The following is a 23,545-nucleotide window of genomic DNA, read 5'->3' as shown; positions in this document are numbered from 1 at the left end:
CACCAAGAGTGCAGGCAAGGCTGAGCACGATGTTCCAGTCGTTACAGGTCCGCAACTACCGGCTTTTCGCATTCGGGCAACTGGTCAAGTTGATCGGTGTCTGGATGATGTTCATCGCCCAGGACTGGCTGGTCCTCGAGCTTTCCGGTGACTCGGCGACCGCGCTCGGCGTGGTCGTCGCGCTCCAGTTCACCCCGGTGCTGCTGCTCACGCTGCTCTCCGGCCGGCTCGCCGACCGGTACGACAAGCGGATGCTCCTGTTCATCGCCAACGCGTTCTGGACCGTGCTGTCGCTGGCGATGAGCGTGCTGGTGCTCACCGGCCTGGTTCAGCTCTGGCACGTCTTCGTCTTCGCCGCGCTGCTCGGTGTGGCCAACGCGGTGGAGACCCCGGTGCGGCAGGCGTTCGTCTCCGAACTGGTCGGCATGTCGCTGCTGCCCAACGCGCTCTCGCTCAACGCGGCCGTGTTCAACTCGGCCCGGATCGTCGGTCCGGCCGTGGCGGGTCTGGCCATCGCCGTCTTCGACGTCGGGCCGGTCTTCCTGTTCACCGCGCTCAGCTCGATCGCACCGCTGGTCACGGTGATCCGGATGCGTCCGGCCGAACTGCATCGGGATCCGCTGCCATCACGGGACGAACGGGCCGCCGCGACCGTGCTCGACGGGCTGCGCTACGTCGGTCGCCGCCCCGACCTCCTGCTGCCGATGGTGGTGATGTCGGTGATCGGGATGTCGTTGTTCAACTTCCAGTTGACGCTCGCGGCCCTGGCGAAGACTGTTTTCAACACCGGAGCGGCGTCGTTCGGCCTGTTCAGCACCACGCTGGCGGTCGGCGCGCTGATCGGTGCGCTGGCCGGGACCGGACGGCGTAGCCGACCCTCGGTCTGGTTGGTGCTGGGTGCCGCGATCGGCTGCGCCACCTTCGGCACGCTCGTCGGGCTCGCCCCGGCGTACTGGATGGTGGTCGCCCTGCTGCCGCTGACCGGCTTCTTCATGGTCTACTTCGCCCAGGCCGCGAACCAGCGGGTGCAGCTCGGCACCGACGCCGCGTTCCGGGGCCGGGTGATGGCCCTGTGGGTGCTGGTCTTCCTGGGTACCAATCCGGTCGGCGCACCGATCATCGGCTGGGTCGCGGAGACCTTCGGCGCCGGCGCCAGCATCTGGGCCGGTGGCCTGCTCTCGCTGACCACCGCACTGCTCGCGTTGGCCTGGCAACTGCGCCGGGCCGGAGCCCGGCTGCGGTTCCAGGTCCTTCCGCTGCCCCGCTTCTACGTCACCGAGGTGTGAGCCGGGCGCGGCCGGATACGAAAACTCGGTGACGTTACGCTGCGCATCGGCATAGCTTCAACGGGTGGAGGTCCTACGCGTACTGCTGCTGGCTCTGGCGCTCGTCGCCGTGGTCTTCGTGCCGGTGCTGATCGCGCTGGCCATCGGCATCGACGGGGTCGTCGACCGACTGACCGGCGGGCGCCGAAGACAGCGTCAGGAGCGGCGTCTGATCGCCCGGCTGGACGAGGCCGCCGACGCGGAGGCGATCGCCGGGCGAATCGACCTCGAGGCGTTCGACCGCACCGACCGGCGACCACTGGAGCAGATCGCCGCCGACCTGCGGTGTCTGCGTCGGGACCGGGTCGGTGGCAGCCGATCAGTCCTGTGGCACAGCGAGGTACTCGACGCGTACGACCACCGGCTCAGCCTGGCCTGCCGGGCCTTGGGCATCAGCGAACATCTCGCCGAGTTGACCGGCCTCGACCGACAGATCGAACGGGTGCGGATCGAGGCCGAGTTGGACGCGGCCGGGCTACGGCTGCCGGTCAACCGCCCCGAGCAGCCCGAACGGAACCGCTGACTGTCATCCTGTGACAGGTGCGACTCTTCACCGCGATCTACCCGCCGGCCGAGGCCATCGCGCACCTGACCGCGCGGGTGGCCGGGTTACGCCTGGCGGCGGCCTCGGCGGCCGGCACCAACGTACGGCTGGCCGATCCGACCCATGCCCACCTCACGCTCGCCTTCCTCGGTGAGGTCGATCCGGCGCGGCTGAGCGACGTACGGCAGGCCCTCGGGCTCGCTGCCGACGGTGCGCGTGCCGTGGTGGCGGCGGGACAGGGCGGCCCACCCGTCCTGCGGCTGGGCGGCGGCGGCCGGTTCGGCTGGGGCCGTGGCACCGTGCTCTGGGTCGACGTACGCGGCGACGTCTCCGGCCTGGTGGCGCTGGCTGATGTCGTACGCGCCGCACTGGCCACGGCCCGGGTGCCGTACGACGACAAGCCCTTCCGCCCGCACCTGACCATCGCCCGCCCCGGTGACCGGATGACGCACGACGACATCGAGGCGGACCTGGCGGCACTCGACAGCTACCTCGGGCCGCCCTGGCCAGCAACGGAACTGGTGCTGGCGCAGAGCCGACCCGGATCCCCGTCGCGTTACCACCGGCTCGCCGCCTGGCCGCTTGGAAGGCCGACGGCTGGCCGTGGCGGCCACGGGTCAGGATGACTCGCGCGCCGCCGGGCCGCTGCCGAAGAGGACGTCGTCCCAGCTGGGGAGCCGCTTGCGCGGCTTGCCGCCGGCCTCGCTGGACTCGGTGGCACCACCGGTCGGCGCGTTCGTCCGGCGGGGCCGCAGCACCGCCAGCGAGGGCACGGCCGGAACCTCCTTGGGCGCGTCCGCGTCGTCGTCGAAGGCCGAACCCTGGCCGCCCCCGAGCAGCGCCGCAGCACCCCCGGACACCGCCCGCTGACGCTGCGACTCCGAACCACCCGCGAGCGCGGCCGGCGAGCGCGATTCGAGACCACGGCCCGAGGTCGAACCCAGCGGCCGGTCGAGGGAGGCGAGCAGGGCGTCACGACCGGCCCGGATCGGGTCACGACCCGAGCGCCCCGGCTCGGCGGGCGACGGCAGCCCGTGCCCACCCCGGCTTGGCTCGCCACGCGACGGGCCGGGCAGGGCGTGGCCGCCCCGCTCCGGTGCTGGTTCCTGACCGAGGATCGGTGTCGGACGCTCGGCGCATAGGTATTGCGCCATGTCGTCGTGCGGGGTGACCGTCTGCCGGGTCTTGTCCAGATCCCAGGCCGCCTGGGCGGTGGCCTTGCCAGACGGCCAGGTGGCGACGATCCGCCAGGTGCCGTCGTCGCGACGCCACGCGTCCCAGGAGATCTTCTCGGTGTCGATCCCGTGCTGCGCGAGCCGACCGTTCACCACCTCGGCCAGCGGCGTCGGCTTCTCGGCACCCTTGAGCCGGGTCCGCCGCGCGTGCTGGGCGAGCATGGCACGCTCCTGGAGCACCGGCCCGGCGTAGCGGAGCACCCGGTCGACCGGGACACCGGCGATCCGGGCGACGTCCTCAGCGGACTCGCCGGAGCGGATTCGGGCCTGGATGTCCCGAGGAGACAGGGAGGGCACCGGGTCGGCGGTGGCTGCTGCCACCGCGAGCGTGGGCGTGCCCGGCTCGGCTTGCAGCGCTCCGGCGACCCGCTCGTCCAACGGCAGGGCGAGCAGTCGCCCAACCTCGTCGGCGAGCACCAGGGCCTGGCCGTCCTCGGAGAGGGCGACGAAGCGTACTGGGCGCATCGCGTTGCCTCCGTCCCGCTTCGCTGGCCGTACGCCACGAGCCGACCACCCGGGGCGTTGCGCTCCACGGTACGCCCATCCGTCCCCGGGTGGGAGACGCCACGCCCGGGTAAGCGGCAGATCCGCTGCTCCGCCGCTGTTCGGCGGGTCAGCTGTCGACGGCGGACAGTGGTGTGGCGCACAGGCCGACGTGCTTCGGCGTCGCCCCGGTCCCCGGGGTACCGGAGGTCCATCCCCGACGCTCGTCCGGCCGGGCCCGGCACCCGATCGGGATGCCGGACCCGGGCCGCGACGACTGTCGGCGGTACTACAGCCGCTCGACGACGTAGTCGATGGACGCGGTCAGCGCCTCGACGTCGGCCGGCTCCACGGCCGGGAAGAGCGCGACCCGCAGCTGGTTGCGGCCCAGCTTGCGGTACGGCTCGGTGTCGACGATGCCGTTGGCGCGCAGCGCCTTGGCGATCGCGGTGGCGTCCACCCCGTCGGCGAAGTCGATGGTGGCGACCACGTTGGAGCGCAGCGCCGGGTCGGTGACGAACGGCGTGGCGACGGCGGAGCGCTCGGCCCAGCCGTAGATGATCGCGGCACTCTCGGCGGTGCGCTTGGCCGCCCAGGCCAGACCGCCCTGGGAGTTCATCCAGTCGGTCTGCTCGGCGGCGAGGAAGATGGTCGCCAGCGCCGGTGTGTTGTACGTCTGCTCCAGCCGCGAGTTGTCGATCGCGGTGACCAGGTCGAGGAACGCCGGAATGTACCGCCCCGAGCCCTTGATCTCGGCGGCCCGCTCCAGCGCGGCGGGCGACATCAGGGCCAGCCAGAGCCCGCCGTCGGAGCCGAAGCACTTCTGCGGAGCGAAGTAGTACACGTCGGTCTCACCGACGTTGACCTCAAGGCCACCGGCACCGGAGGTGGCGTCGACCAGCAGCAGCGAGCCGGGGTCGGCACCGGCCACCCGCTCGATCGGCACCGCCACACCGGTCGAGGTCTCGTTGTGCGGGGTGGCGTAGACGTCCACGCCGGCCTCGGCGACCAGGGTCGGTGCGCTGCCCGCGTCGGACTTGCGGATCGTCGGCTCGCCCAGGAAGGGAGCATCCTTGACGGCCTTGGCGAACTTCGCGCCGAACTCGCCGAAGCTGGCGAACTGGGCCCGGTCGCGGATCAGGCCGAACGTGGCGACCTCCCAGAAGGCGGTGGTGCCACCGTTGCCGATGACCACCTCGTAGCCCTCGGGGAGGGAGAAGAACTCAGCGATGCCCGAGCGCAGCCGGGCCACCTGGTCGCGGACGGTCTTCTGCCGGTGCGAGGTGCCCAGGTAGCTGGTGGCCACCTCGGCGAGCGCGGAGACCGCCGCCGGACGGACCTTGGACGGCCCGCAGCCGAATCGGCCGTCGGCGGGCTTGATCTCGTCGGGAATCCGGATGGTCGGTGCGTCAGCCACGGTGTTCAAGATCCTTCCGCATGGTCGGTGCCCGGGTGAGCAGAATTGGCGTGGACCGATGGCGGGCGCGTGCGTGATCGCACGGCGTTGCCGGGTCAAAGCCCGTCCGGCAGCGCTGCCGGATTTCATCCTCGCACCAGTCACGGCCGGTCCGGGTGCTGGTCCCACCCTGAACCCTGAGGCGTCCGCCACAGCCCGTGGCGTCGCCCACATCCGCCGCCACCCGTTACCCGCCCGCCGCCCCGGCAGCCGGCTCGGGTCGGCGGGTGGATGTAAGGAAGGGCACCTTCCTATACCGCAGGCGTTATAAAGGTGCCCTTCCTTACACCTCAGGCGTCGTGCGGGACGGCGTCCCAGCCGTCGACCTCGTGCGGCTTGCGGGTGCCCGGACCCACGTAGCGGGCCGAGGGGCGTACCAGCCGCTGGAGCTTCTTCTGCTCCAGGATGTGGGCGCTCCAGCCGCCCATCCGGGCACAGGTGAACATGGAGGTGAACATGTGCGCCGGCACCTCGGCGAAGTCGAGCACCACGGCCGACCAGAACTCGACGTTGGTGGCGAGCACCCGGTCCGGCCGGCGGGCCTGCAACTCGGCGAGGGCGGCCCGCTCCAGGGCCTCGGCGACCTCGAAGCGCGGGGCACCGAGTTCCTTGGCGGTGCGACGGAGCACCCGGGCGCGCGGGTCCTCGGCCCGGTAGACCCGGTGGCCGAAGCCCATCAGCCGCTCACCCCGGTCGAGGACCCCCCGGACGTATCCCTCCGCGTCACCGCTGCGCTCGACCGCCTCCAGCATGCTCAGCACCCGCGACGGAGCGCCGCCGTGCAGGGGGCCGGAGAGCGCGCCGATGCCCGAGGAGATGCAGGCGGCGGCGTCCGCGCCGGTGGAGGCGACGATCCGGGCGGTGAAGGTGGAGGCGTTCAGGCCGTGCTCGGCGGCCGAGATGAAGTACGCGTCGACAGCCTTGACATGCCGGGGGTCGGGCTCACCGCGCCACCGCTTCATGAAGCGCTCGACGATCGTCTCCGCCTTGTCGATCTCCTTCTGCGGCACCGCCGGCAGCCCGAGGCCGCGAGCGGACTGGGCGACGAAGGAGAGCGCCGTCACCGACACCCGGGCGAGGTCCTCGCGGGCCTGCTCGTCGGAGATGTCCAGCATCTGCTGTAGGCCCCAGTACGGGGCGAGCATGGCGACGGCGGACTGCACGTCGACCCGGATGTCGCCGGAGTGCACCGGCACCGGGAACGGCTCGGCTGGGGGCAGGCCCGGGCCGAAGCGGCCGTCCACCAGCAACGCCCAGACATTGCCGAAGGAGACCTGGCCGATCAGGTCCTCGATGTCGACCCCGCGATACCGCAGCGCACCGCCCTCGCGGTCGGGCTCGGCGATCTCGGTTTCGAAGGCTACGACGCCCTCAAGTCCGGGTTTGAAGTCGGCCATCTCACTACTCCTGGTGTGTGGTCGGTGCGCCCGCCCGGGCTCGGTGTCCCGGCCCCGGCCGGGTGAGCGCCTTAGGCGACCCTCAGGGATGTGTTCGTGACATCTTGCCTGCTGGTGACCGGGTACGCGAGACGCTGTCGATGTGCTGCTGGCGACATCCCGCTTGCCGGGCCCCTCCGTACACCGATAAGACTGGGCCGGACGGGCTGGTCGCCGGGCGCTTATCGGCCCGACGGGACATGAGCGGGGACGTGATGGGGGACACACCGGTACCGGCCGGGATGCGGCACGAGTACGCCGCCGATTCCGGTCTGACGGAGAGCGAACTGGCCGCCGACTGGCACACCCAGTTCGACAGGTGGTTCGCCGACGCGGTCGCCGCCGAGCTGCCCGAGCCGAACGCCATGGTCTTCGGCACCGCCGACGCCGCCGGGCGGCCGAGCGCGCGGACGGTGCTGCTCAAGGGGTACGACCCGGAGGGTTTCGTCCTGTTCACCAACTACGACTCCCGCAAGGGCGTCGAGGTGGCCGCCAACCCGTACGCCAGCCTGCTCTTTCCCTGGTTCCCGATGCAGCGGCAGGTGATCGTCGCCGGCCGGGTGGAACGCGTCGACCGGGCGGAGACGGAGGCGTACTTCGCCAGCCGCCCACGTGGCTCGCAGCTCGGGGCCTGGGCCAGCGCCCAGTCCTCGGTGCTGCCGGACCGGGCCGCCCTCGACGGCGCGTACCGGGCCGCCGCGGAGCGGTTCGCCGAGGTCGACCCGATCCCCGCGCCGCCGCACTGGGGCGGGCTTCGGGTACGCCCCGACTCGGTCGAGTTCTGGCAGGGCCGGGCGAGTCGGCTGCACGACCGGCTGCGGTTCCGCCGCACCAGCGTGGGCTGGCGTGTGGAGCGGTTGGCTCCGTGACCGTCGACACAGCCAACCGGCAGCGCGAGCAGCGCCGCTGGGCGATCGACCTGCGTCCGCTGCGGGTGCCGGCGTACCGGCGGATGTGGTTCGGCAACACCGTGGCGATGTTCGGTTTTCAGCTGACCGCAGTCGCCGTCCCGGTGGAGATGTACGCGCTGACCCGGGACTCGCTCTGGGTCGGCCTGCTCGGGGTCGCCGGTTTCGTGCCGTTGCTGGTCTTCGGGCTCTGGGGCGGGGCGGTGGCCGACGCCTGGGACCGGCGGCGGGTGCTGCTCGGCGGCTCGGCGCTGCTCTGGGCGTCGATGCTCGGGCTGCTCGGGCACGCACTGTTCGACATCGGTAGCCCGGTGCTGCTGCTGGCGTTGGTCACCCTCCACTCGATCGCGTTCGCGATCAGCTCACCGGCGCGCAGCGCGATCCTGCCCCGACTGCTGCCGATGGAACTCGTGCCGGCCGGCGCCACCCTCAACTACACGACCTTCACGGGCGCGTCGGTGGTCGGGCCGCTGGCCGCCGGGCTGATCTTCGCGGCCTTCGGGACCGACCGGGGCCTGCCGATCGCGTACGCGATGGACGCGGTGCTCTTCACCGCGCTGGTGGTGGCCACCGTCCGGCTCCCGGCGATGCCGCCCGAGTCGAGTGTCGACGGCGAGGCGCGCCGGGGCGGGCTGCGCGGCGTGGTGGACGGTTTCCGTTACCTCGCCACCACGCCGGTGCTGCTGCTGTCCTTCGCCATCGACCTGATCGCGATGATCCTGGCGATGCCCCGGGCGCTCTTCCCCGAGGTGGCGCAGGAGCGGTTCGGCGGGGACGGGGCGGTGGGTTGGCTGTTCAGCGCCATCGCGATCGGCGCGATGCTCGGTGGGCTCACCTCCGGTTGGATCAGCCGGCTCCGTCGGCAGGGCCTGGTGCTGGTGGTGGCCGTGGTGGGCTGGGGGCTCGCCATCGCGGCGGCGGGACTGGCCCGACAACTGTGGCTCATGGTGCTGCTGCTCGCCGTCGCCGGTGCGGCGGACCTGGTCAGCGCCGTGCTACGGCAGTCGATGTTGCTGATCTACGCACCGGACCGGATGCGGGGTCGACTCCAGGGCGTCAACACCGTCGTGGTGGCCGGTGGTCCGCGCCTGGGCGATCTGCGGGCCGGGGCGATGGCGACCGGGTTCGGCAGCGGGGTGGCCTGGGTCGGTGGCGGTATCGCGGCGGCGCTGCTCGCGGTGTTGCTCGCCGTGGCCTTCCCGGCGCTGGCCCGCTACCGCCCGCCGACCGGGGAGGACAGGTCCGGACCTCAGGACAGCGACGGACCGCGTCCAGCGAAGGACGGCATCGGCGGCTAGGGTCTGGCGACATGGACAGCCGTGATCCGCTTCCCCTGTCGGGAGCGCAGTGGAGTATCTCAGCCGCCGGTCACGAGGCGGTCATCGTCGAGGTGGGTGGCGGGCTCCGCGCCTATCGTCAGGACGGGGTCGAGCATCTCGACGGGTACGCCACCGACGAGATGTGCCCGGGCTCTGCGGGGCAGGTGCTCGCGCCCTGGCCGAACCGGATCCGCGACGGCGTCTACACCTTCAACGGTCAGTCGAGGCAGTTGAACCTGACCGAACCGGAGCGGCACAACGCCATCCACGGCCTGGTGAACTGGGCCTCCTGGCACCTGATCGCGCAGCGACCGGACGAGGTCACGGTCGGCTTGGACCTGCTGCCGCAGCCCGGGTACCCGTGGCCGTTGCGGCTGCGTACCCGGTGGAGTGTGGGCGCCGACGGGCTGCGCGCCGAGCACGAGGTGACCAACATCGGCACCGAGGCGGTGCCCTTCGGCTTCTCCGTCCACCCGTACCTGCAGCTGCCGGGGGTGCCGGTGGAGGACATCGCGCTGCGGGTGCCCGGCCGGACCCGGTTGGTGTTGGACGGTCGGTTGCTGCCGGTCGGCGCGGCGGCCGTGGCCGGCACCGAGTACGACTACACCGAGCCGCGCCGCATCGGTGAAGCGGTGCTGGATCTCGCCTTCGGGCAGGTGATCCGGGACGCCGACGGCGGCTCTTCGGTGACGCTGACCGGGCCGGACACCTCGACCGGGCTGCGGCTCTGGGCCGACGAGCAGTTCGGCTGGTGGCAGGTGTACACCGGTGACACGCTGACCGGCGAGCGGTTCCGCCGCTCGGTGGCGGTGGAGCCGATGACCTGCCCGCCGGACGCGTTCCGGTCCGGCCGGGACCTCATCACCCTGGCCCCGGGCGACACCTGGCGCGGCGAATGGGGCATCCAACCCGGCGTCTGAGTACTCCGGGCCACCGCCCGGGTGGGCAACGGCACCCGGGCGACCGCCCGGGTGGGCAACGGCACCCGGGCGACCGGCCGGGTGGGCAGTGTGGAGGAAGCGGTGGAGTTCGCGGAGGTGGTCCGGCGACGCCGGATGGTGCGCAACTACGACCCGGACCGACCGGTCCCGCCGGAGGTGCTGGAGCGGCTGCTGGACCACGCGGTGCGGGCCCCGTCGGCCGGGTTCTCGCAGGGCTGGGGCTTCCTGGTGCTGGAGTCGCCGGAGGACCGGGAGCTGTTCTGGTCGGCCAGTACCCCCGAGGGCGGCGGCCGGGGGCGGTGGCTCGCCGGGATGCGTCGGGCACCGCTGATCGTGGTGCCGCACGCCAACCGCTCGGTCTACCTTGAGCGGTACGCGGAGCCGGACAAGGGCTGGGCGGACCGGTCCACGGATCGCTGGCCGGTGCCCTACTGGTACGTCGACACCGGCTTCGCCGCGCTGCTGATGATGCTCACCGCAGTGGACGAGGGGCTCGGCTCCTGCTTCTTCGGCATCCCGCCGCAACGGTTGGATTCCTACCGGGCGGCGTTCGGCGTGCCGGAGGCGTACCACCCGATCGGTGCCCTCACTATCGGTTATCGGGCCCCCGACCACCGGTCACCATCGCTGCGTCGGGGTCGCCGTCCGGTGAGTGAGGTTGTCCGGCGAGGGCGGTGGAGCTGACCCGAACCGGTGGTTTCGTCCGGTTGAGAACCGGACGACCGGTGGTGAAACTGGCATCAGGGAGCAGAACGTGGGGTGCGAGGTCCGGCTACGCTGGCACGGTCATCGGCGCCGCAGGTCGCGGCGCTGTGCCGCGACGCGGCCCGGCGTCGTGGTTCGGCCCGGCCAGGGGAGGGGAGCGTGCCGTCGTGATCTTCAGAGCGGTCCGGGACGGGCGTCCCTACCCGGAACACAACCTGACCTTGAAGCAGTGGGCGGAGATTCCGCCCCGGCCACTGCGTCTGGATCAGCTCATCACCACCAAGCGTGAACTCGCGCTGGACAAGCTCCTCGCCGAGGACTCCACCTTCTACGGTGACCTGTTCCCGCACGTCGTGCAGTGGAACGGGGGCCTCTACCTGGAGGACGGTCTGCACCGGGCGTTGCGTGCCGCACTGCAACAGCGCAACCAGATCCACGCTCGGGTGTTCGTGCTCGCCGGGGCTGTCGAGTGACCCAGGTGGACCTGCTCGACCTCGACGCGTCGCTGACCGAGGACGAGCGACAGATCCGCGACGTGGTGCGCCAGGTGGTCGCCGACCTGGTGCGCCCGCAGGTCGCCGGTTGGTACGAGGCCGGTGAGGTGCCGGCCCGGGAACTCGCCCGCGAGTTCGGCAAGCTCGGCCTGCTCGGCATGCACCTCACCGGGTACGGCTGCGCCGGCTCGACGGCTGTCGCGTACGGGCTGGCCTGCCTGGAACTGGAGGCCGGTGACTCCGGTGTCCGGTCACTGGTCTCGGTGCAGGGTTCGCTGGCCATGTACGCGATCTGGCGCTACGGCAGCGAGGAGCAGAAGCAGCGCTGGCTGCCCGCGATGGCCGCCGGTGAGGCGATCGGTTCGTTCGGGCTGACCGAGCCGGATCACGGCTCCGACCCGGCGTCGATGGCCACCCGCGCCCGCCGTGACGGCGGTGACTGGGTGCTCAACGGCAGCAAGATGTGGATCACCAACGCGCCGATCGCCGACGTGGCGGTGATCTGGGCGCGCGCCGACGAGGGCGTGCGGGGTTTCGTCGTACCGATGGACACGCCCGGGGTGACGGCCCGGGAGATCCGCCGGAAGATGTCGCTGCGCGCCTCGCTGACCGGGGAGATCTCCCTCGACGACGTCCGGCTGCCGGCAGCCGCCCAGCTGCCCGACGCGACCGGCTTGAAGGCGCCGCTGAGCTGCCTGACCGAGGCCCGGCACGGCATCGTCTGGGGTGCCCTCGGCGCGGCCCGCGACTGCCTGGAGACCGCCCTGACGTACGCGACGACCCGCACCCAGTTCGGTCGGCCGCTGGCCGGTTTCCAGCTCACCCAGGCCAAGCTCGCCGACATGGCGGTCGAGTGGAACAAGGGTTACCTGCTGGCGCTCCAGTTGGGTCGGTTGGCCGACGCCGGGAAACTGCGCCCCGACCAGGTCAGCGTCGGCAAGCTGAACAACGTACGGGAGGCGCTGGCCATCGCCCGGCAGTGCCGGACCATCCTCGGCGCGAACGGGGTCTCCGGGGACTACCCGGTGATGCGGCACGCCAACAACCTGGAGAGTGTGCTGACCTACGAGGGCACCTCGGAGATCCATCAGCTGGTGATCGGGCAGCGGCTCACCGGAGTCTCGGCGTTCACCTGAACCCTGTCCCACTTCACCTGACGGGCTCGGCGAGCGACTGTCGCACGTTGGGCTTACCGTCATCAACAGAAACCGCGTCTGACGAGGACGGTGAGGGCGATGGCACGCGACGGCGACATCAACGAGCCCACCAGCAGGTTGACTGACCACCCGTCGGGCGATGTGCTCACGGACGCCCCGGACGCACCACCGCAGGCCACACCCTCGGGTGGCGGGGCGGCCCGTGCCCTGCTGTGGGTGCTCGGTGCCGCAGCGCTCGCGGTGGTGGTGCTGCTCGGCGTGCAGACCACCGGGATCCTGCCCGAGTTCCGTAACCCGTTCACCAAGGAGCAGACCGACCGTTCGCAGCCCGCGCTGCTTGAGTCGATGCAGGACCTCAGCCGCTACGTGGCCGCCGAGGGCAACTTCCAGGTCGTGGTCGACCTACAGAACGATCGACGTCACGTGCCGGACTGGCTGCTCAACCAGCGGACCTTGTTCGTCGGGTCGGGCAGCGTCGAGGCGTACGTCGACTTCGGCACCCTCACCGAGGGGGCGATCGTGCAGTCGGCCGACGGGAAGTCGGTCGAGATCACGCTGCCGTCGCCGCAACTGGCCAAGACCAACCTCGACCTGGACAAGAGCTACGTCTTCGCGGAGGAGCGCGGCCTGCTCAACCGCGTCGGTGATCTGATCGGTGGTGACCCGAACCGGCAGCAGGAGGTCTACCGGTTGGCCGAGGACCGGATCACCGCCGCCGCCCGGGACAGCGGCCTGAACGCCCGAGCCGAGGAGAACACTCGCAAGATGCTGGAGGGGTTGCTCCGCTCGCTCGGCTTCGAGCAGGTCAGCGTCAGCTACACGGCTCCCTGACCGACCGGTCCCCGCCGCCGGGTGGGCAGGTCCGGTCGGCGGCGGGTGACTCAGCGTCCGGCGACGAGGTAGCGGTCCTCGTTGGGCATGATGATCCAGAGCGCCAGGTAGATGACCACCTGGGTGCCGGGCAGCAGCAGCGACAGCAGGAACAGCAGCCGGACCAACCCGGCCGATGTCCCGAACCGCTGCGCCAGACCGGCACAGACCCCGGCGAACATGCGCCCCTCGCGGGGGCGGACCAGTTTGCGACTCATTCGTGTCACTTCCCCTCTGCGGCGATCCGCCGCTGCTGAGATCAACGCTAGGAATGAATGGCCGTCCTGCCCTCGGTCCCGAGGAGGACGGTGACACCGCTGACCCGTAGGTGCTTACCCGCCCGGGGGCGACGCCTACCGTCGATGAGCCGCTCGTGTGCTGGGCGAACCGGTGCCGTCCTCGTCCGGGCGCTGTCGGCTCGGTCGTGCCCGCACGCAGGTCACGGCCCCACTCCGGGTAGTAGGCTCGCCGGTCGGACGCCCTCACCCGGGCGCGCCACCAGGGCTGGACCGTACCGGGGCCGGCCACGACCGGGTCGACTCCACGACCGGAGCCGACCCATGACCGGCCGTCGACCGGTGACACCGGCGACGGCGAGAAGGCACTGTCATGATCAGCGTGTTCGACCTGTTCAGCGTGGGTATCGGGCCATCCAGCTCGCACACGGTGGGGCCGATGCGGGCGGCGCGTACCTTCGTGGCCGGGCTCAAGGCCGACGGGCTGCTCGCGGACACCACCCGGGTACGGGCCGAGCTGTTCGGCTCGCTCGGCGCGACCGGGCACGGGCACGGCAGCGACCGGGCCGTGCTGCTCGGTCTGGCCGGTGAAGCCCCCGAGACGGTCGACACGGACGGCGTCGAGGCCCGGGTGGGCCGGATCCGGGCGGAGCACCGGCTGTCCCTGCTCGACACGCACGAGATCGACTTCGATCCGGAGCGGGACCTGACGCTGCACCGTCGCCGGTCGCTGCCGTACCACCCGAACGGGATGGTCTTCACGGCGTACGACGGGCGTGGGGCCGAGGTGCGTACCCGCAGCTACTACTCCGTCGGCGGCGGGTTCGTGGTGGACGAGGCGGCGGCGGGTGCGGACCGGATCAAGCCGGACGACACCCCGGTCCGGCATCCGTTCCTGACCGGTGCGCAACTGCTCGACGTGACCGCCGCGACCGGGCTCTCGATCAGCGAGGTCATGCTCGCCAACGAGATGTCCTGGCGCGCCGAGGCGGACGTGCGGGCGGGCCTGCTCGACATCTGGCGGGTCATGCGTGAGTGTGTCGAGCGCGGCTGCACCCGGGACGGCACCCTGCCCGGTGGCCTCAAGGTGCGCCGCCGCGCCGCCGAACTGCGGCGCAGCCTGGAGGCCGACTCCGGTAGTCCGGACACCTCGGTCGGCGCAACGCCGACCGCTGGGGATCCGCTGCACGTGATGGACTGGGTGACGCTGTTCGCCCTGGCGGTCAACGAGGAGAACGCGGCCGGCGGTCGGGTGGTGACCGCGCCGACCAACGGGGCGGCCGGGATCATCCCGGCGGTACTGCATTACTACACGCGGTTCGTACCGGGTGCCTCCGACGAGGGAGTGGTGCGGTTCCTGCTGGCGGCGGGCGCGATCGGGGTGCTGTTCAAGGAGAACGCGTCGATCTCCGGCGCGGAGGTGGGCTGCCAGGGTGAGGTCGGCTCGGCCTGTTCGATGGCTGCCGCCGGGCTGGCCGAGGCGCTGGGTGGCACACCGGCCCAGGTGGAGAACGCCGCGGAGATCGGCATGGAACACAACCTGGGGCTGACCTGCGACCCGGTCGGTGGCCTGGTGCAGATCCCGTGCATCGAACGCAACGCGGTGGCTAGCATCAAGGCGATCACCGCCGCCCGGCTCGCGCTACGCGGCGACGGGGTGCACGCCGTCTCGCTCGACAAGGTCATCAAGACCATGCGGGAGACCGGCGCCGACATGAAGGTGAAGTACAAGGAGACGGCGCGCGGCGGGCTCGCGGTCAACGTGATCGAGTGTTGAACGGGCGGCGTCCGCCCGGCTGCTAACCTGTCGTCCGTTCAGTAGGCGGGAGAACGACGGTGACCTCTGGCGTGGGGGCGTTGTGGTCGCACCGCAACTCGCTGCGCATCCTGGTCCGGCGTGATCTCGCGGTCAAGTACCAGCAGTCGGTGCTGGGCTACCTCTGGTCGCTGATCGAGCCGCTCGGCATGGGCGCGATCTACTGGTTCGTCTTCGGCGTGCTCTACTCCCGGGACACCAACCGACATCTCGGCGAGGCGGCCGGGTCGTACCCGCTGTTCCTGATCACCGGGATCTTCGCCTGGATGTGGACCAGCTCGGCGCTGAGCGAGGCGACCCACGCGCTCACCGGCCAGTCCCGGCTGATCACCACGATGAACGTGCCCCGGCAGGTCTTCCCGATCGGCCGGGTCGTCGGCCGTTTCGCCGAGTACGCCGCCGGCCTGCCGATCCTCGCCGCCATCGCGATCTGGTACACGGCGCAGGGCCGGATCGACCCGGGCTGGTCGCTGCTCGCCCTGCCGCTCGCGGTGCTGGTGCAGGCGACCCTGTTGATCGGGCTGGCGTTGCTGCTGTCGGCGTTCAACGTGCTGATGCGGGACGTGGAGCGGTTCATGCGCCTGGTCATCCGGGTGCTCTTCTACGCCACGCCGATCATCTATCCGCTGAGCCTGGTCCGCGACTCCGACCTGCCGGGCTGGCTCCGACTGGCGTACGAACTCAACCCGCTGGTCGGCATCTTCCAGCTGCACCACGCGGTGTGGTACCCGGCCGAGTTCCCCAATGCCCGGCTGCTCGCCACCACCGTCGGCATCAGCGTGTTGCTGCTGGTCAGCGGCTGGTGGGCGTTCCGTCGGCTGGAACCCGCCGTGCTCAAGGAGCTGTGATGGGTGCGCCGATCATCGAGGCGGAGGGCCTCGGCATCCAGTTCGTCCGCAACCGTCGCCGACAGCTGCGGCTGCGGGAACTGTTCATCCACCGGGGTACGCGGAATGCCTCCGACGGCCGGTTCTGGCCGCTGCGCGACGTCTCCTTCTCGATCGAGCCCGGGGAGACCGTCGGGGTGATCGGCCGTAACGGCACCGGCAAGAGCACCCTGCTGCGGCTGATCGCCGGGGTGTTGATACCCGACGAGGGTCGGATCCGGGTCTCCGGCGCGGTCGCTCCGCTGTTGGAACTCTCCGCCGGCTTCTCCAACGACCTGACCGGGCGGGAGAACCTGCACCTGGTGGGCGGTCTGCACGGGCTGTCCTCGGGTTACCTGCGACGACACTTCGACGAGATCGTCGCGTTCGCGGGCGAGCAGGTGGAACGGGCCATCGACACCTCGGTCCGGCACTACTCGTCGGGTATGAAGGTGCGGCTCGGGTTCGCGATCATCTCGCACCTGCCGCACCCGATACTCCTGATGGACGAGGTGACGGCGGTGGGCGACGCCGAGTTCCGCAAGAAGTGCTACACGACCATCGACCGTCTGCTCGGGGAGGGGCGCACTCTGGTGCTGGTGTCACACAACGAAAAGGATCTGACCCGGTTCTGCCGTCGCGGTCTCTTTCTCGACGCGGGCCGGTTGACCGTCGACGGCACGATCGCCGAGGCGATGGCCGCTTACCACGACGCGGTTCCCCGGTGACCCTCGCGATCGTGCTCGCCGCCGGTTCACCGGCCGCGAGCCTGCCGACGGGTACCGGCGAGACGATGGGCGACCGGCTGGCCGCCCAGTGGCGTCGGGCCGGTGTGACCGAGGTGCGGGTAGCCGCCGACCTGGACGAGCTGGCCGACTTCGCCGGGGCGGCCGAGGGCCCGGTGGTGGTCAGCGGAGTCGACCTGGTCGCGCACACGGCCGTGCTGCGCCACCTGGTGACCAGCCCGGTCGGGCCGACCGTGGCGCTGGTGCTGACCGACCCGCCCACCGACGGGCGGACGGTGCTGCGCGAGGAGCGCGGCCAGGTGGTCGAGGCGGGCACCCCGGAGGAGGTGACGGGGGGTACGCCCACCGGCATCTTCGGCGGCGCGGTGCGGGTCGGTCGGGCCGACGTGCCGGCGCTGGTGGCGGCGGCCCGTGCGGTCGCCGGGGGGCGGATACCGGCCGGCGGCGTCGCGGTCGACCCCTTCGAGGCCGCCGGGTCGGTCTCCCGTCCGGACCCGGCGGCCCCGGTCGTGGATCGGCTCTTCGCCGCGCTCACCCGGCAGCGCGTGCTGGTCTTCGCGCACCGGGTACGCCTGCTCGTGGCGCACCGGGTCGACGAGGCGGCGGAGCTGGCCCGTGCGGAGGCGGCGGTGGCCGCGGTCGACGAGGACCGGGCCGAGCTGCGGCTGTCGGTGAAGGAGCGGGACGACTTCTTCACCACCTTCTTCGTCAGCACCTGGTCGCCGTACGTCACGAAGGTCTGTGCCCGGCTGGGGTTGAGCCCGACGGCGGTCACCATGATCTCGGTGGCCTTCGCGGTGGCTGCGGCGACGATGTTCGCCATCGGTGGCCGACCGCTGCTGGTCGTCGGCGCGGTGCTGCTCTACCTCGGGTTCGTGCTGGACTGTGTGGACGGCCAACTGGCCCGGTACACCCGCAACTTCAGCGCCTGGGGTGGCTGGCTGGACACCATGGCCGACCGGGCGAAGGAGTATCTGGTCTACGCCGGTCTCGGCCTCGGCGCCAGCCAGGCCGGGTTCCGGTACGGCTGGGCGCTGGCCGTCGCCGCGATGACGTTGCAGACCGCGCGGCACATGACCGACGCGTGGTACGGCGTGCTGCACGACGAGGCGGCGCGGCGGCCGAAGACCGTCGGCTCTGCGGGTGGCGGGATCGGCGACCGGCTCAACGCGGCGTCGACGCGGGTGCAGGCGGACACCGGCTCGGTGTCGTACTGGCTCAAGCGCACGGTGGTCTTCCCGATCGGGGAGCGGTGGGCGTTGATCTCGCTGGTGGTGGCGCTGGTCGACCAGCGGGCCGCCCTGCTGGCGGTGCTGACCTGGGGCGTACTGGCGTTCGCGTACACCGGTGGGCTGCGTACGCTGCGGGCACGTTGGATGCGGGTGCCGGTGCTGGACACGCTCGACGCGGCACTGCACCGCGACGACGGGCTGCTGGCCGCCCGGTTGCCGGTGCTGCGGCGACCGGGACCGTTGGTGCTCGCGACGATCGCGGCCTTCGGCGCGGCGATGCTGCTGGTGGTGACGCTGGTGGAGGTTGCTGGTGCCGACGGCACCGCGCCGTCGTGGCTGCGCTGGGCGGTGGTGCCGGTGGTGCTGCTCCTGCTGATCGCCGGGGCCGGTTCGGCGGCGGTGCACAACGGGCCGTTGGACTGGCTGGTACCGGCCGCGTTGCGGGCCGCCGAGTACCTGTTCGCCATCGCCGTCGGCGTACTCGGCGATGCGCCGCCCTGGCTCATCTTCGGGTACGTCTTCGTGCTCACCCTGCACCACTACGACCTGGTGGCGCGGTTGGAGAAGCGGCAGCCGGCACCGCCGCTGCACGCCGCCTCGCTCGGCTGGGAGGGACGTTCGCTGGTGCTGGCGCTGACGGCGATCGCCGGAATCGTGAGTATTGGTCTGGCTACACTCGGTATCTACCTGTTGGCGCTGTTCGTGGCCAGCGTGGTGTTGGCGTGGGTTCGGCCGGTACGCGCCGCGCAGCTGCCGGTGGGCGCGGGAGGTGGCGCGACTCGCTGAGGAGGTCCGGGACGGTGACGCTGGTCAGCTTCGTCGTCCCGGCCTTTCGGGTGCAGGGCTACCTGCGGGAGTGCCTGGACTCGATCCTCGCCCAACCGGTCACCGACATCGAGGTGATCGGGGTCGACGACTGCTCGCCGGACGGCAGTGGCGAGATCCTCGCCGAGTACGCCGACCGGGACGACCGGGTGACGGCCGTCCGCCTGGACCACAACGTGGGGCTCGGCCCGGCCCGCAACGTCGGTCTGGACCGGGCTGTCGGCGAGTACGTCTGGTTCGTCGACGGTGACGACTGGCTGACGGCGGACTGCCTGGTCGAGGTGGCCGCCCGACTGCGCGAAACCCGGCCGGACGTGCTGATCGTCGACCACGTACGCGCGCACTGGGACGACACGACGACCCGCAGCGCGATGGCCGACGTCTTCCCTGTCCCACCCGGACCGGCGACGTTCCGCCTGGCCGAGCGGCCGGAGACGGTGAACCTGCTGCACACGGCGTGGAACCGGCTGGTCCGTCGGCAATTCCTGGCCGACGTGGGGCTGCGCTTCGCGCCCGGCTGGTACGAGGACGTCTCCTTCAGCTACCCGACGCTGATGGCCGCCGACCGGATCGGGGTCCTGGACCTGGTCTGTGTGAACTACCGGCAGCGGCGGGCGGGGGCGATCACGAGGACCCGTGGGGAGCGACACTTCGACGTCTTCGAGCAGTGGCACCGGGTGTTCCGGGAGCTGGACCGGCTCGGGGCCGAGGAACTGCGCCCGGTGATCTTCGAGCGGATGATGTGGCACTACCTGGTCGTGCTCGGCAACGGCGACCGGATCGGGCCCGAACTGCGGCCGACCTTCTTCGCTCGGGTGGCGGCCGAACACGCCCGGTTCCGGCCGCCCGAGGGGCACCGGGTGCCGGGTGGGGTGGCGGGGCTCAAGCACCGGCTGGTGGCGGCGGGTCGGTGGCGTACGTTCAGCGCGTTGCGGGCGGCGAGCCAGGCGGGGGAGACCGTCCGCCGGGTCGCCGGCAGGACCAGCCGACGGGTGTTGCCGTCGGCCCGGGTCGGCGTACGGCGGACCCGTGACGTGGTGCTGCGTCAGTACCAACGGGCCGAGCGTCGTCGGCCGGTCGAGGAGAACCTGGCCGTCTACGCCGCGTACTGGTATCGCGGTTACAGCTGCAATCCCGCCGCGGTCTACGAGGCGGCCCGTCGACTGGCACCGCAGGTCCGGGGCGTGTGGATCGTCCGGCGGGACCGGGTGCACACCCTGCCGGACGGGGTCGAGTACGTGGTGGCGGGCACCGCCGCGTACCACCGGGTGCTGGCGCGGGCCCGATGGTTCGTCAACAATGTCAACTTCCCCGACTCGGTACGCAAGCGGCCGGGCACGGTGCACGTGCAGACCCACCACGGCACCCCGGTCAAGGTGATGGGCCTGGACCAGCAGCGTTATCCACTGGGCGCGGGTGGGATGGACTTCGCCGGGCTGTTGCGCCGGGTGGACCGGTGGGATTACAGCATCACCTCGAATAGCTTCTCCACGCAGATGTGGGAACGCGCCTATCCGGCCGCGTACACCACTCTGGAGGTGGGGTATCCGCGTAACGACCGGCTGGTGACCGCGACCCCCGATGAGGTGCTGCGGCTGCGCGCGGAGTTCGACGCCGGCCTCGGTGAGCAGGTCGTGCTGTACGCGCCGACCCATCGGGAACATCTGCCCCGGTACCGGCCGCCGTTCGACCCGGAGCGGTTCCTCGCCGCGCTCGGTCCGGCCGGTCTGCTGCTGATGCGCAGCCACTACTTCCATGACCGGGATCGGCGGTCGCCGCCGCCGACCGCGCGTGGTCGGGTGCTGGACGTGAGCGCCCATCCCCGGGTGGAGGATCTGTACCTCGCCGCCGACGTCCTGGTCACCGACTATTCGTCGGCGATGTTCGACTACGCCGTCCTGGACCGGCCGATCGTCATCTATGCCCCGGACTGGGACGCCTACCGACTGACCCGTGGTGTCTACCTGGACATCGTCGCCGAGCCGCCGGGCCCGGTGGCCCGGACCTTCACCGAGTTGCTCGATGTGTTCCACTCGGATGCGCTGAGGTCGCCCGACGCCGAGCGGGCGCGGGCGCGCTTCCGCGAGCGGTTCTGTGCCCTGGAGGACGGACGTGCCGCCGAACGGGTGGTACGCCGGGTCTTCCTCGGCGAGACCCTGGATTGAGTTGGAAGTTCTGCCCCGGACGCCGCTGGTCGATGGACCGTAATAGGTCTGTCACGTTTCAAACATGGCACGTTTACCCGATGTGCCGTCCGCATGATCCTCGCCACAGTCATTCGGGGCTTCGTGGAACGAAGGTGGGGAGGAGACGGTGACCACCGTCGCGCTCAAGGATGTCACCAAGGTCTTCCGGGACGGCACGGTCGCGGTCGACAGCGTCAACCTCGACGTGAACGACGGTGAGTTCATGGTGTTGCTCGGGCCGTCCGGCTGCGGCAAGTCGACCGTGCTGAGAATGGTCGCGGGCCTGGAGACCCCGACCTCCGGTGCCGTCATGCTCAACGGGGCGTTGGCCAACGACCTGCCGCCCCGGGAGCGGAGGGTCGCGATGGTCTTCCAGGACTTCGCGCTCTACCCGCACATGAGCGTCAACGACAACATCGCCTTCCCGCTCAAGCTGGCCGGCGTCGAGCCGGTGCCGCGCGGCGAGCGGGTCACCGACGTGGCCAGCGCGCTGGGCATCGGTGACGTGCTGGCCCGACGGCCCAGCCAGCTCTCCGGCGGGCAGCGGCAGCGGGTCGCGATGGGTCGGGCGATCGTCCGTCGGCCCGGGTTGTTCCTGATGGACGAGCCGCTGTCCAACCTGGACAGCGGGCTGCGTGCCGAACTGCGCGCCGAGATCTCCGGCCTGACCCGCGAGCTGGGCGTCACCACCATCTACGTCACGCACGACCAGGCCGAGGCGCTGACCATGGCCGACCGGGTCGCCATCATGCGCAAGGGTGTCCTCCAGGACGTGGGCACCCCCACCCAGGTGTACGGCCGACCGGCCACGCTCTACGTGGCCGCGTTCCTGGGCAGCCCCCGGATGAACCTGCTGGAGGCGTCGGTCTACGTCCACCTCGACCGCTATGTCACCCTCACCCTCGGTGAACAGGCGCTCTACCTGCCGTGGGACGACATCCGCAGCCGGGCCGTGGCGCACTACCACGGTGAGCGGATCGTGGTCGGGATGCGGGCCGAGGCGCTCACCCCGGTCGCCCCGGACACCCCCGGCGACGTGCTCCAGGGCCGGATCCGCTACCTGGAACACCACGGCCACGAGTCGTTGGCCTTCCTCGACATCGGGGCCACCGCCATCATGGTGGACGACATCGGCGCACCGGTGGACGCGGAGACCCAGCCCGGTCAGCGTGGCCTGCGCCGGTTCGGCCAGATGATGCAACGCATCAAGGGGCGTGCCGTCAACGAGTCGACGACGACCGGCGGAAACGGCAACCGCACCAGCGTGCTGAACGATCCGGGTCGCCACCACCGCCGCCCGGCCGAACTGGCGGTGCGCCTCGCGCCGTATCCCGCCGTCACCGCCGGTCACCCGCTCGCGGTCCAGGTGCGCATGGACGCCCTGCACTTCTTCGACGAGCGCGGCGACCGCATCGACGTCGGCTGGCGCTGAGGTGCAAGGAAGGGCCCCCTGCTAACTCCTCCGGTAGAGGAAGGGCCCCTTGTTATCGCGGGCCAGCGAGCAGGGCCACGGCTGGCCGCAGGCCCGGCAGCACCACATCGGCCTCAAGGAGAGCCTGATGCCGTGGTTCCGGGAGTGGGTGACGATCGAGCAGGAGGCGACCGCGCTGTGCAGCTTCCAGCCGCTGGTGGTCCCCGGCCTGCTCCAGACCGAGGAGTACGCCCGCGCGCTCTACGAGGGCGCGAGTCACCTCGTCGGTGACCAGGTGGAGCAACCGCTGGCGGCCCGGCTGGACCGGCAGAAGGTGCTCGACCGGCCCAACCCGCCGCTGCTGGTGGCGGTGCTCGACTACACGGTGCTGGAGCGCCCGGTCGGCGGACCGAAGGTGATGCGGGAGCAGTTGCGGCACCTGGTGACGGTGGGCAACCGGACCCGGGTGCACCTGCACGTGGTGCCCCGGGGCGTCGGCGCCTATCCCGGGCTCAACGGCGCCTTCGTGATCGCCACAACTACTGACGGCGATGACCTGGCTTACCTGGACAACCAGTTGAGGGGCGCCATCGCAGAGCGCTCACCTTCACCCCCGACACCTGGCGCTCCTTCCTGGCGTACGCCACCCGGCGCTGACCCCGGACAGCGGCAGGGCAGGTGGTCCGGCGTCGGCGTGTCGACCATCTGTGCAGCCACGATCGCGCCTTGCCGGTGACATTACCGGCGCGTAGCGTCTGGGCATGACCATCGACTCGCGGCAGGTGGCGGCTCGGATGCTCGATGCGGTGCCGTTCGCCCGCACGCTCGGCGTCGAGTTCGTCGAGGTGGCCCCGGAGGCGGAGGGCGGCGTCCGGGCAGTGGTCAGGCTGCCCGACTCACCGGCCACCCACAATCACATCGGCGGTCCGCACGCCGGGGCCATGTTCACCCTCGGCGAGACGGCCTCCGGCGCGGTGGCGCTCGCCGCGTTCGGTCACCTGCTCGACCGGGCCACGCCGCTGGCCGTGCGGGCGGAGATCGCGTACCGCAAGCTCGCCATGGGTGCGGTGCGCGCGACGGCGCGGCTCGGCCGACCGCCCGCCGAGGTGGTCGCGGAGTTGGAGGCCGGTGAGCGACCCGAGTTTCCGGTACGCGTGGAGATCGCCACCGAGGCGGGTAAGCCCACCTCGGAGATGACGGTCATCTGGACGCTGCGCCCGAACTGACCCGCCGCCGGTCCGCTGCTGAGGACCGTCGATGTTGCCGGGGCGGGTCCACGCGTGCTGGAATGGCTCATATCGCCGCAGCGTGGGGGCAAACGCGCTGAGACCGGTGAGCACGGGAGCCACGCAGT

Annotated in this window: 22 protein-coding genes; 18 read left to right on the top strand and 4 right to left on the bottom strand. The window is 71.2% G+C overall.

Translation table 11 applies throughout. From position 1 onward, the window contains the following. The first annotated feature begins 8 nt into the window (after positions 1-8). The 3 genes from ACLQ2S_RS06180 (at position 9) to thpR (ending at position 2,495) form a co-directional block, all read left to right on the top strand. The gene (locus ACLQ2S_RS06180; protein WP_309223167.1) at positions 9-1,286 is read left to right on the top strand and encodes an MFS transporter; all 1,278 of its coding nucleotides are present in this window, start codon (positions 9-11) and stop codon (positions 1,284-1,286) included. A gap of 64 nt (positions 1,287-1,350) precedes the next feature. Further along, a complete protein-coding gene (locus ACLQ2S_RS06175) occupies positions 1,351-1,848 on the top strand; it encodes a hypothetical protein (protein ID WP_309223168.1) in 498 nt (165 codons plus the stop codon). A 17-nt stretch (positions 1,849-1,865) separates the two neighbouring features. After that, entirely contained in the window at positions 1,866-2,495 is a 630-nt protein-coding gene (gene thpR, locus ACLQ2S_RS06170) for an RNA 2',3'-cyclic phosphodiesterase (RefSeq protein WP_425701295.1), read from the top strand. Here the strand turns inward: thpR and sepH are convergent. The 3 genes from sepH to ACLQ2S_RS06155 all read right to left on the bottom strand — a co-directional run bounded on the left by sepH (position 2,487) and on the right by ACLQ2S_RS06155 (position 6,440). Further along, on the bottom strand, positions 2,487-3,569 hold the full coding sequence (sepH, locus tag ACLQ2S_RS06165; protein WP_155217459.1) for a septation protein SepH: 1,083 nt from the start codon (positions 3,567-3,569) through the stop codon (positions 2,487-2,489). The two genes, thpR and sepH, sit on opposite strands and share 9 nt — an antisense overlap. Positions 3,570-3,876: 307 nt before the next feature. Next, positions 3,877-5,004, bottom strand: coding sequence for a phosphoserine transaminase (serC, locus tag ACLQ2S_RS06160; RefSeq protein WP_425701294.1), 1,128 nt, complete (start codon positions 5,002-5,004; stop codon positions 3,877-3,879). 329 nt (positions 5,005-5,333) lie between these two features. Then, positions 5,334-6,440, bottom strand: coding sequence for a citrate synthase 2 (locus ACLQ2S_RS06155; RefSeq protein ID WP_425701293.1), 1,107 nt, complete (start codon positions 6,438-6,440; stop codon positions 5,334-5,336). 239 nt (positions 6,441-6,679) lie between these two features. On the opposite strand from ACLQ2S_RS06155, the gene pdxH reads away from it, so the two are divergent. The 7 genes from pdxH (at position 6,680) to ACLQ2S_RS06120 (ending at position 12,834) form a co-directional block, all read left to right on the top strand. Further along, on the top strand, positions 6,680-7,348 hold the full coding sequence (gene pdxH / locus ACLQ2S_RS06150; RefSeq protein ID WP_425701292.1) for a pyridoxamine 5'-phosphate oxidase: 669 nt from the start codon (positions 6,680-6,682) through the stop codon (positions 7,346-7,348). Next, a complete protein-coding gene (locus ACLQ2S_RS06145; protein WP_309223171.1) occupies positions 7,345-8,685 on the top strand; it encodes an MFS transporter in 1,341 nt (446 codons plus the stop codon). Before pdxH ends, ACLQ2S_RS06145 begins: the two co-directional genes overlap by 4 nt. 11 nt (positions 8,686-8,696) lie before the next feature. Further along, positions 8,697-9,626 carry an aldose 1-epimerase family protein gene (locus ACLQ2S_RS06140; RefSeq protein WP_155217466.1) on the top strand — a complete coding sequence of 310 codons (930 nt, stop codon included), beginning with the start codon at positions 8,697-8,699 and terminating at the stop codon, positions 9,624-9,626. Between the two features lie 102 nt (positions 9,627-9,728). Beyond that, positions 9,729-10,331: a nitroreductase family protein gene (locus ACLQ2S_RS06135; protein WP_309223191.1), complete on the top strand. Its 603-nt coding sequence runs from the start codon at positions 9,729-9,731 to the stop codon at positions 10,329-10,331. 188 nt (positions 10,332-10,519) lie between these two features. Further along, complete coding sequence (locus tag ACLQ2S_RS06130; protein ID WP_204002044.1) at positions 10,520-10,825, top strand: type II toxin-antitoxin system VapB family antitoxin; 306 nt, start codon at positions 10,520-10,522, stop codon at positions 10,823-10,825. Then, positions 10,822-11,982 carry an acyl-CoA dehydrogenase family protein gene (locus tag ACLQ2S_RS06125; RefSeq protein ID WP_309223172.1) on the top strand — a complete coding sequence of 387 codons (1,161 nt, stop codon included), beginning with the start codon at positions 10,822-10,824 and terminating at the stop codon, positions 11,980-11,982. Before ACLQ2S_RS06130 ends, ACLQ2S_RS06125 begins: the two co-directional genes overlap by 4 nt. A gap of 99 nt (positions 11,983-12,081) precedes the next feature. Further along, positions 12,082-12,834, top strand: coding sequence for a DUF4230 domain-containing protein (locus tag ACLQ2S_RS06120; protein WP_155217468.1), 753 nt, complete (start codon positions 12,082-12,084; stop codon positions 12,832-12,834). A 50-nt stretch (positions 12,835-12,884) separates the two neighbouring features. On the opposite strand, the gene ACLQ2S_RS06115 is transcribed toward ACLQ2S_RS06120, so the two are convergent. Continuing rightward, positions 12,885-13,091, bottom strand: a complete 207-nt coding sequence (locus ACLQ2S_RS06115) for a PspC domain-containing protein (RefSeq protein WP_155217470.1) — start codon at positions 13,089-13,091, stop codon at positions 12,885-12,887. Between the two features lie 391 nt (positions 13,092-13,482). On the opposite strand from ACLQ2S_RS06115, the gene ACLQ2S_RS06110 reads away from it, so the two are divergent. From ACLQ2S_RS06110 to ACLQ2S_RS06075, 8 genes are all read left to right on the top strand, one after another. Further along, positions 13,483-14,886: an L-serine ammonia-lyase gene (locus ACLQ2S_RS06110; protein ID WP_155217472.1), complete on the top strand. Its 1,404-nt coding sequence runs from the start codon at positions 13,483-13,485 to the stop codon at positions 14,884-14,886. Between the two features lie 59 nt (positions 14,887-14,945). Then, positions 14,946-15,773, top strand: a complete 828-nt coding sequence (locus tag ACLQ2S_RS06105; RefSeq protein ID WP_309223173.1) for an ABC transporter permease — start codon at positions 14,946-14,948, stop codon at positions 15,771-15,773. Next, on the top strand, positions 15,773-16,519 hold the full coding sequence (locus tag ACLQ2S_RS06100; protein WP_155217474.1) for an ABC transporter ATP-binding protein: 747 nt from the start codon (positions 15,773-15,775) through the stop codon (positions 16,517-16,519). The genes ACLQ2S_RS06105 and ACLQ2S_RS06100 overlap by 1 nt, the downstream gene beginning before the upstream one ends. Further along, a complete protein-coding gene (locus ACLQ2S_RS06095) occupies positions 16,516-18,555 on the top strand; it encodes a DUF5941 domain-containing protein (RefSeq protein WP_425701291.1) in 2,040 nt (679 codons plus the stop codon). Before ACLQ2S_RS06100 ends, ACLQ2S_RS06095 begins: the two co-directional genes overlap by 4 nt. Before the next feature lie 14 nt (positions 18,556-18,569). Then, on the top strand, positions 18,570-20,759 hold the full coding sequence (locus ACLQ2S_RS06090) for a bifunctional glycosyltransferase/CDP-glycerol:glycerophosphate glycerophosphotransferase (protein WP_309223174.1): 2,190 nt from the start codon (positions 18,570-18,572) through the stop codon (positions 20,757-20,759). 148 nt (positions 20,760-20,907) lie between these two features. After that, positions 20,908-22,212, top strand: a complete 1,305-nt coding sequence (locus ACLQ2S_RS06085) for an ABC transporter ATP-binding protein (RefSeq protein WP_309223175.1) — start codon at positions 20,908-20,910, stop codon at positions 22,210-22,212. A 49-nt stretch (positions 22,213-22,261) separates the two neighbouring features. Further along, the gene (locus ACLQ2S_RS06080) at positions 22,262-22,927 is read left to right on the top strand and encodes a DUF5753 domain-containing protein (protein WP_425701290.1); all 666 of its coding nucleotides are present in this window, start codon (positions 22,262-22,264) and stop codon (positions 22,925-22,927) included. A 25-nt stretch (positions 22,928-22,952) separates the two neighbouring features. Then, a complete protein-coding gene (locus tag ACLQ2S_RS06075) occupies positions 22,953-23,417 on the top strand; it encodes a DUF4442 domain-containing protein (RefSeq protein ID WP_155217476.1) in 465 nt (154 codons plus the stop codon). The last annotated feature ends 128 nt before the right edge of the window (positions 23,418-23,545 follow it).

The sequence above is a fragment of the Micromonospora sp. DT48 genome, assembly GCF_049844495.1.
In the GTDB taxonomy this organism is placed as follows: domain Bacteria; phylum Actinomycetota; class Actinomycetes; order Mycobacteriales; family Micromonosporaceae; genus Micromonospora.
The sequence above is the reverse complement of the archived record's forward strand: the minus strand, read 5'-3'. Positions and strand labels throughout refer to the sequence as shown.

Coding starts and splice junctions, on each gene's coding strand:
- sepH (WP_155217459.1), bottom strand. CDS start 3,569: ATGCGCCCAGTACGCTTCGTCGCCCTCTCCGAGGACGGCCAGGCCCTG.
- ACLQ2S_RS06155 (WP_425701293.1), bottom strand. CDS start 6,440: ATGGCCGACTTCAAACCCGGACTTGAGGGCGTCGTAGCCTTCGAAACC.
- pdxH (WP_425701292.1), top strand. CDS start 6,680: ATGAGCGGGGACGTGATGGGGGACACACCGGTACCGGCCGGGATGCGG.
- ACLQ2S_RS06140 (WP_155217466.1), top strand. CDS start 8,697: ATGGACAGCCGTGATCCGCTTCCCCTGTCGGGAGCGCAGTGGAGTATC.
- ACLQ2S_RS06120 (WP_155217468.1), top strand. CDS start 12,082: ATGGCACGCGACGGCGACATCAACGAGCCCACCAGCAGGTTGACTGAC.
- ACLQ2S_RS06115 (WP_155217470.1), bottom strand. CDS start 13,091: ATGAGTCGCAAACTGGTCCGCCCCCGCGAGGGGCGCATGTTCGCCGGG.
- ACLQ2S_RS06110 (WP_155217472.1), top strand. CDS start 13,483: ATGATCAGCGTGTTCGACCTGTTCAGCGTGGGTATCGGGCCATCCAGC.
- ACLQ2S_RS06100 (WP_155217474.1), top strand. CDS start 15,773: ATGGGTGCGCCGATCATCGAGGCGGAGGGCCTCGGCATCCAGTTCGTC.
- ACLQ2S_RS06075 (WP_155217476.1), top strand. CDS start 22,953: ATGACCATCGACTCGCGGCAGGTGGCGGCTCGGATGCTCGATGCGGTG.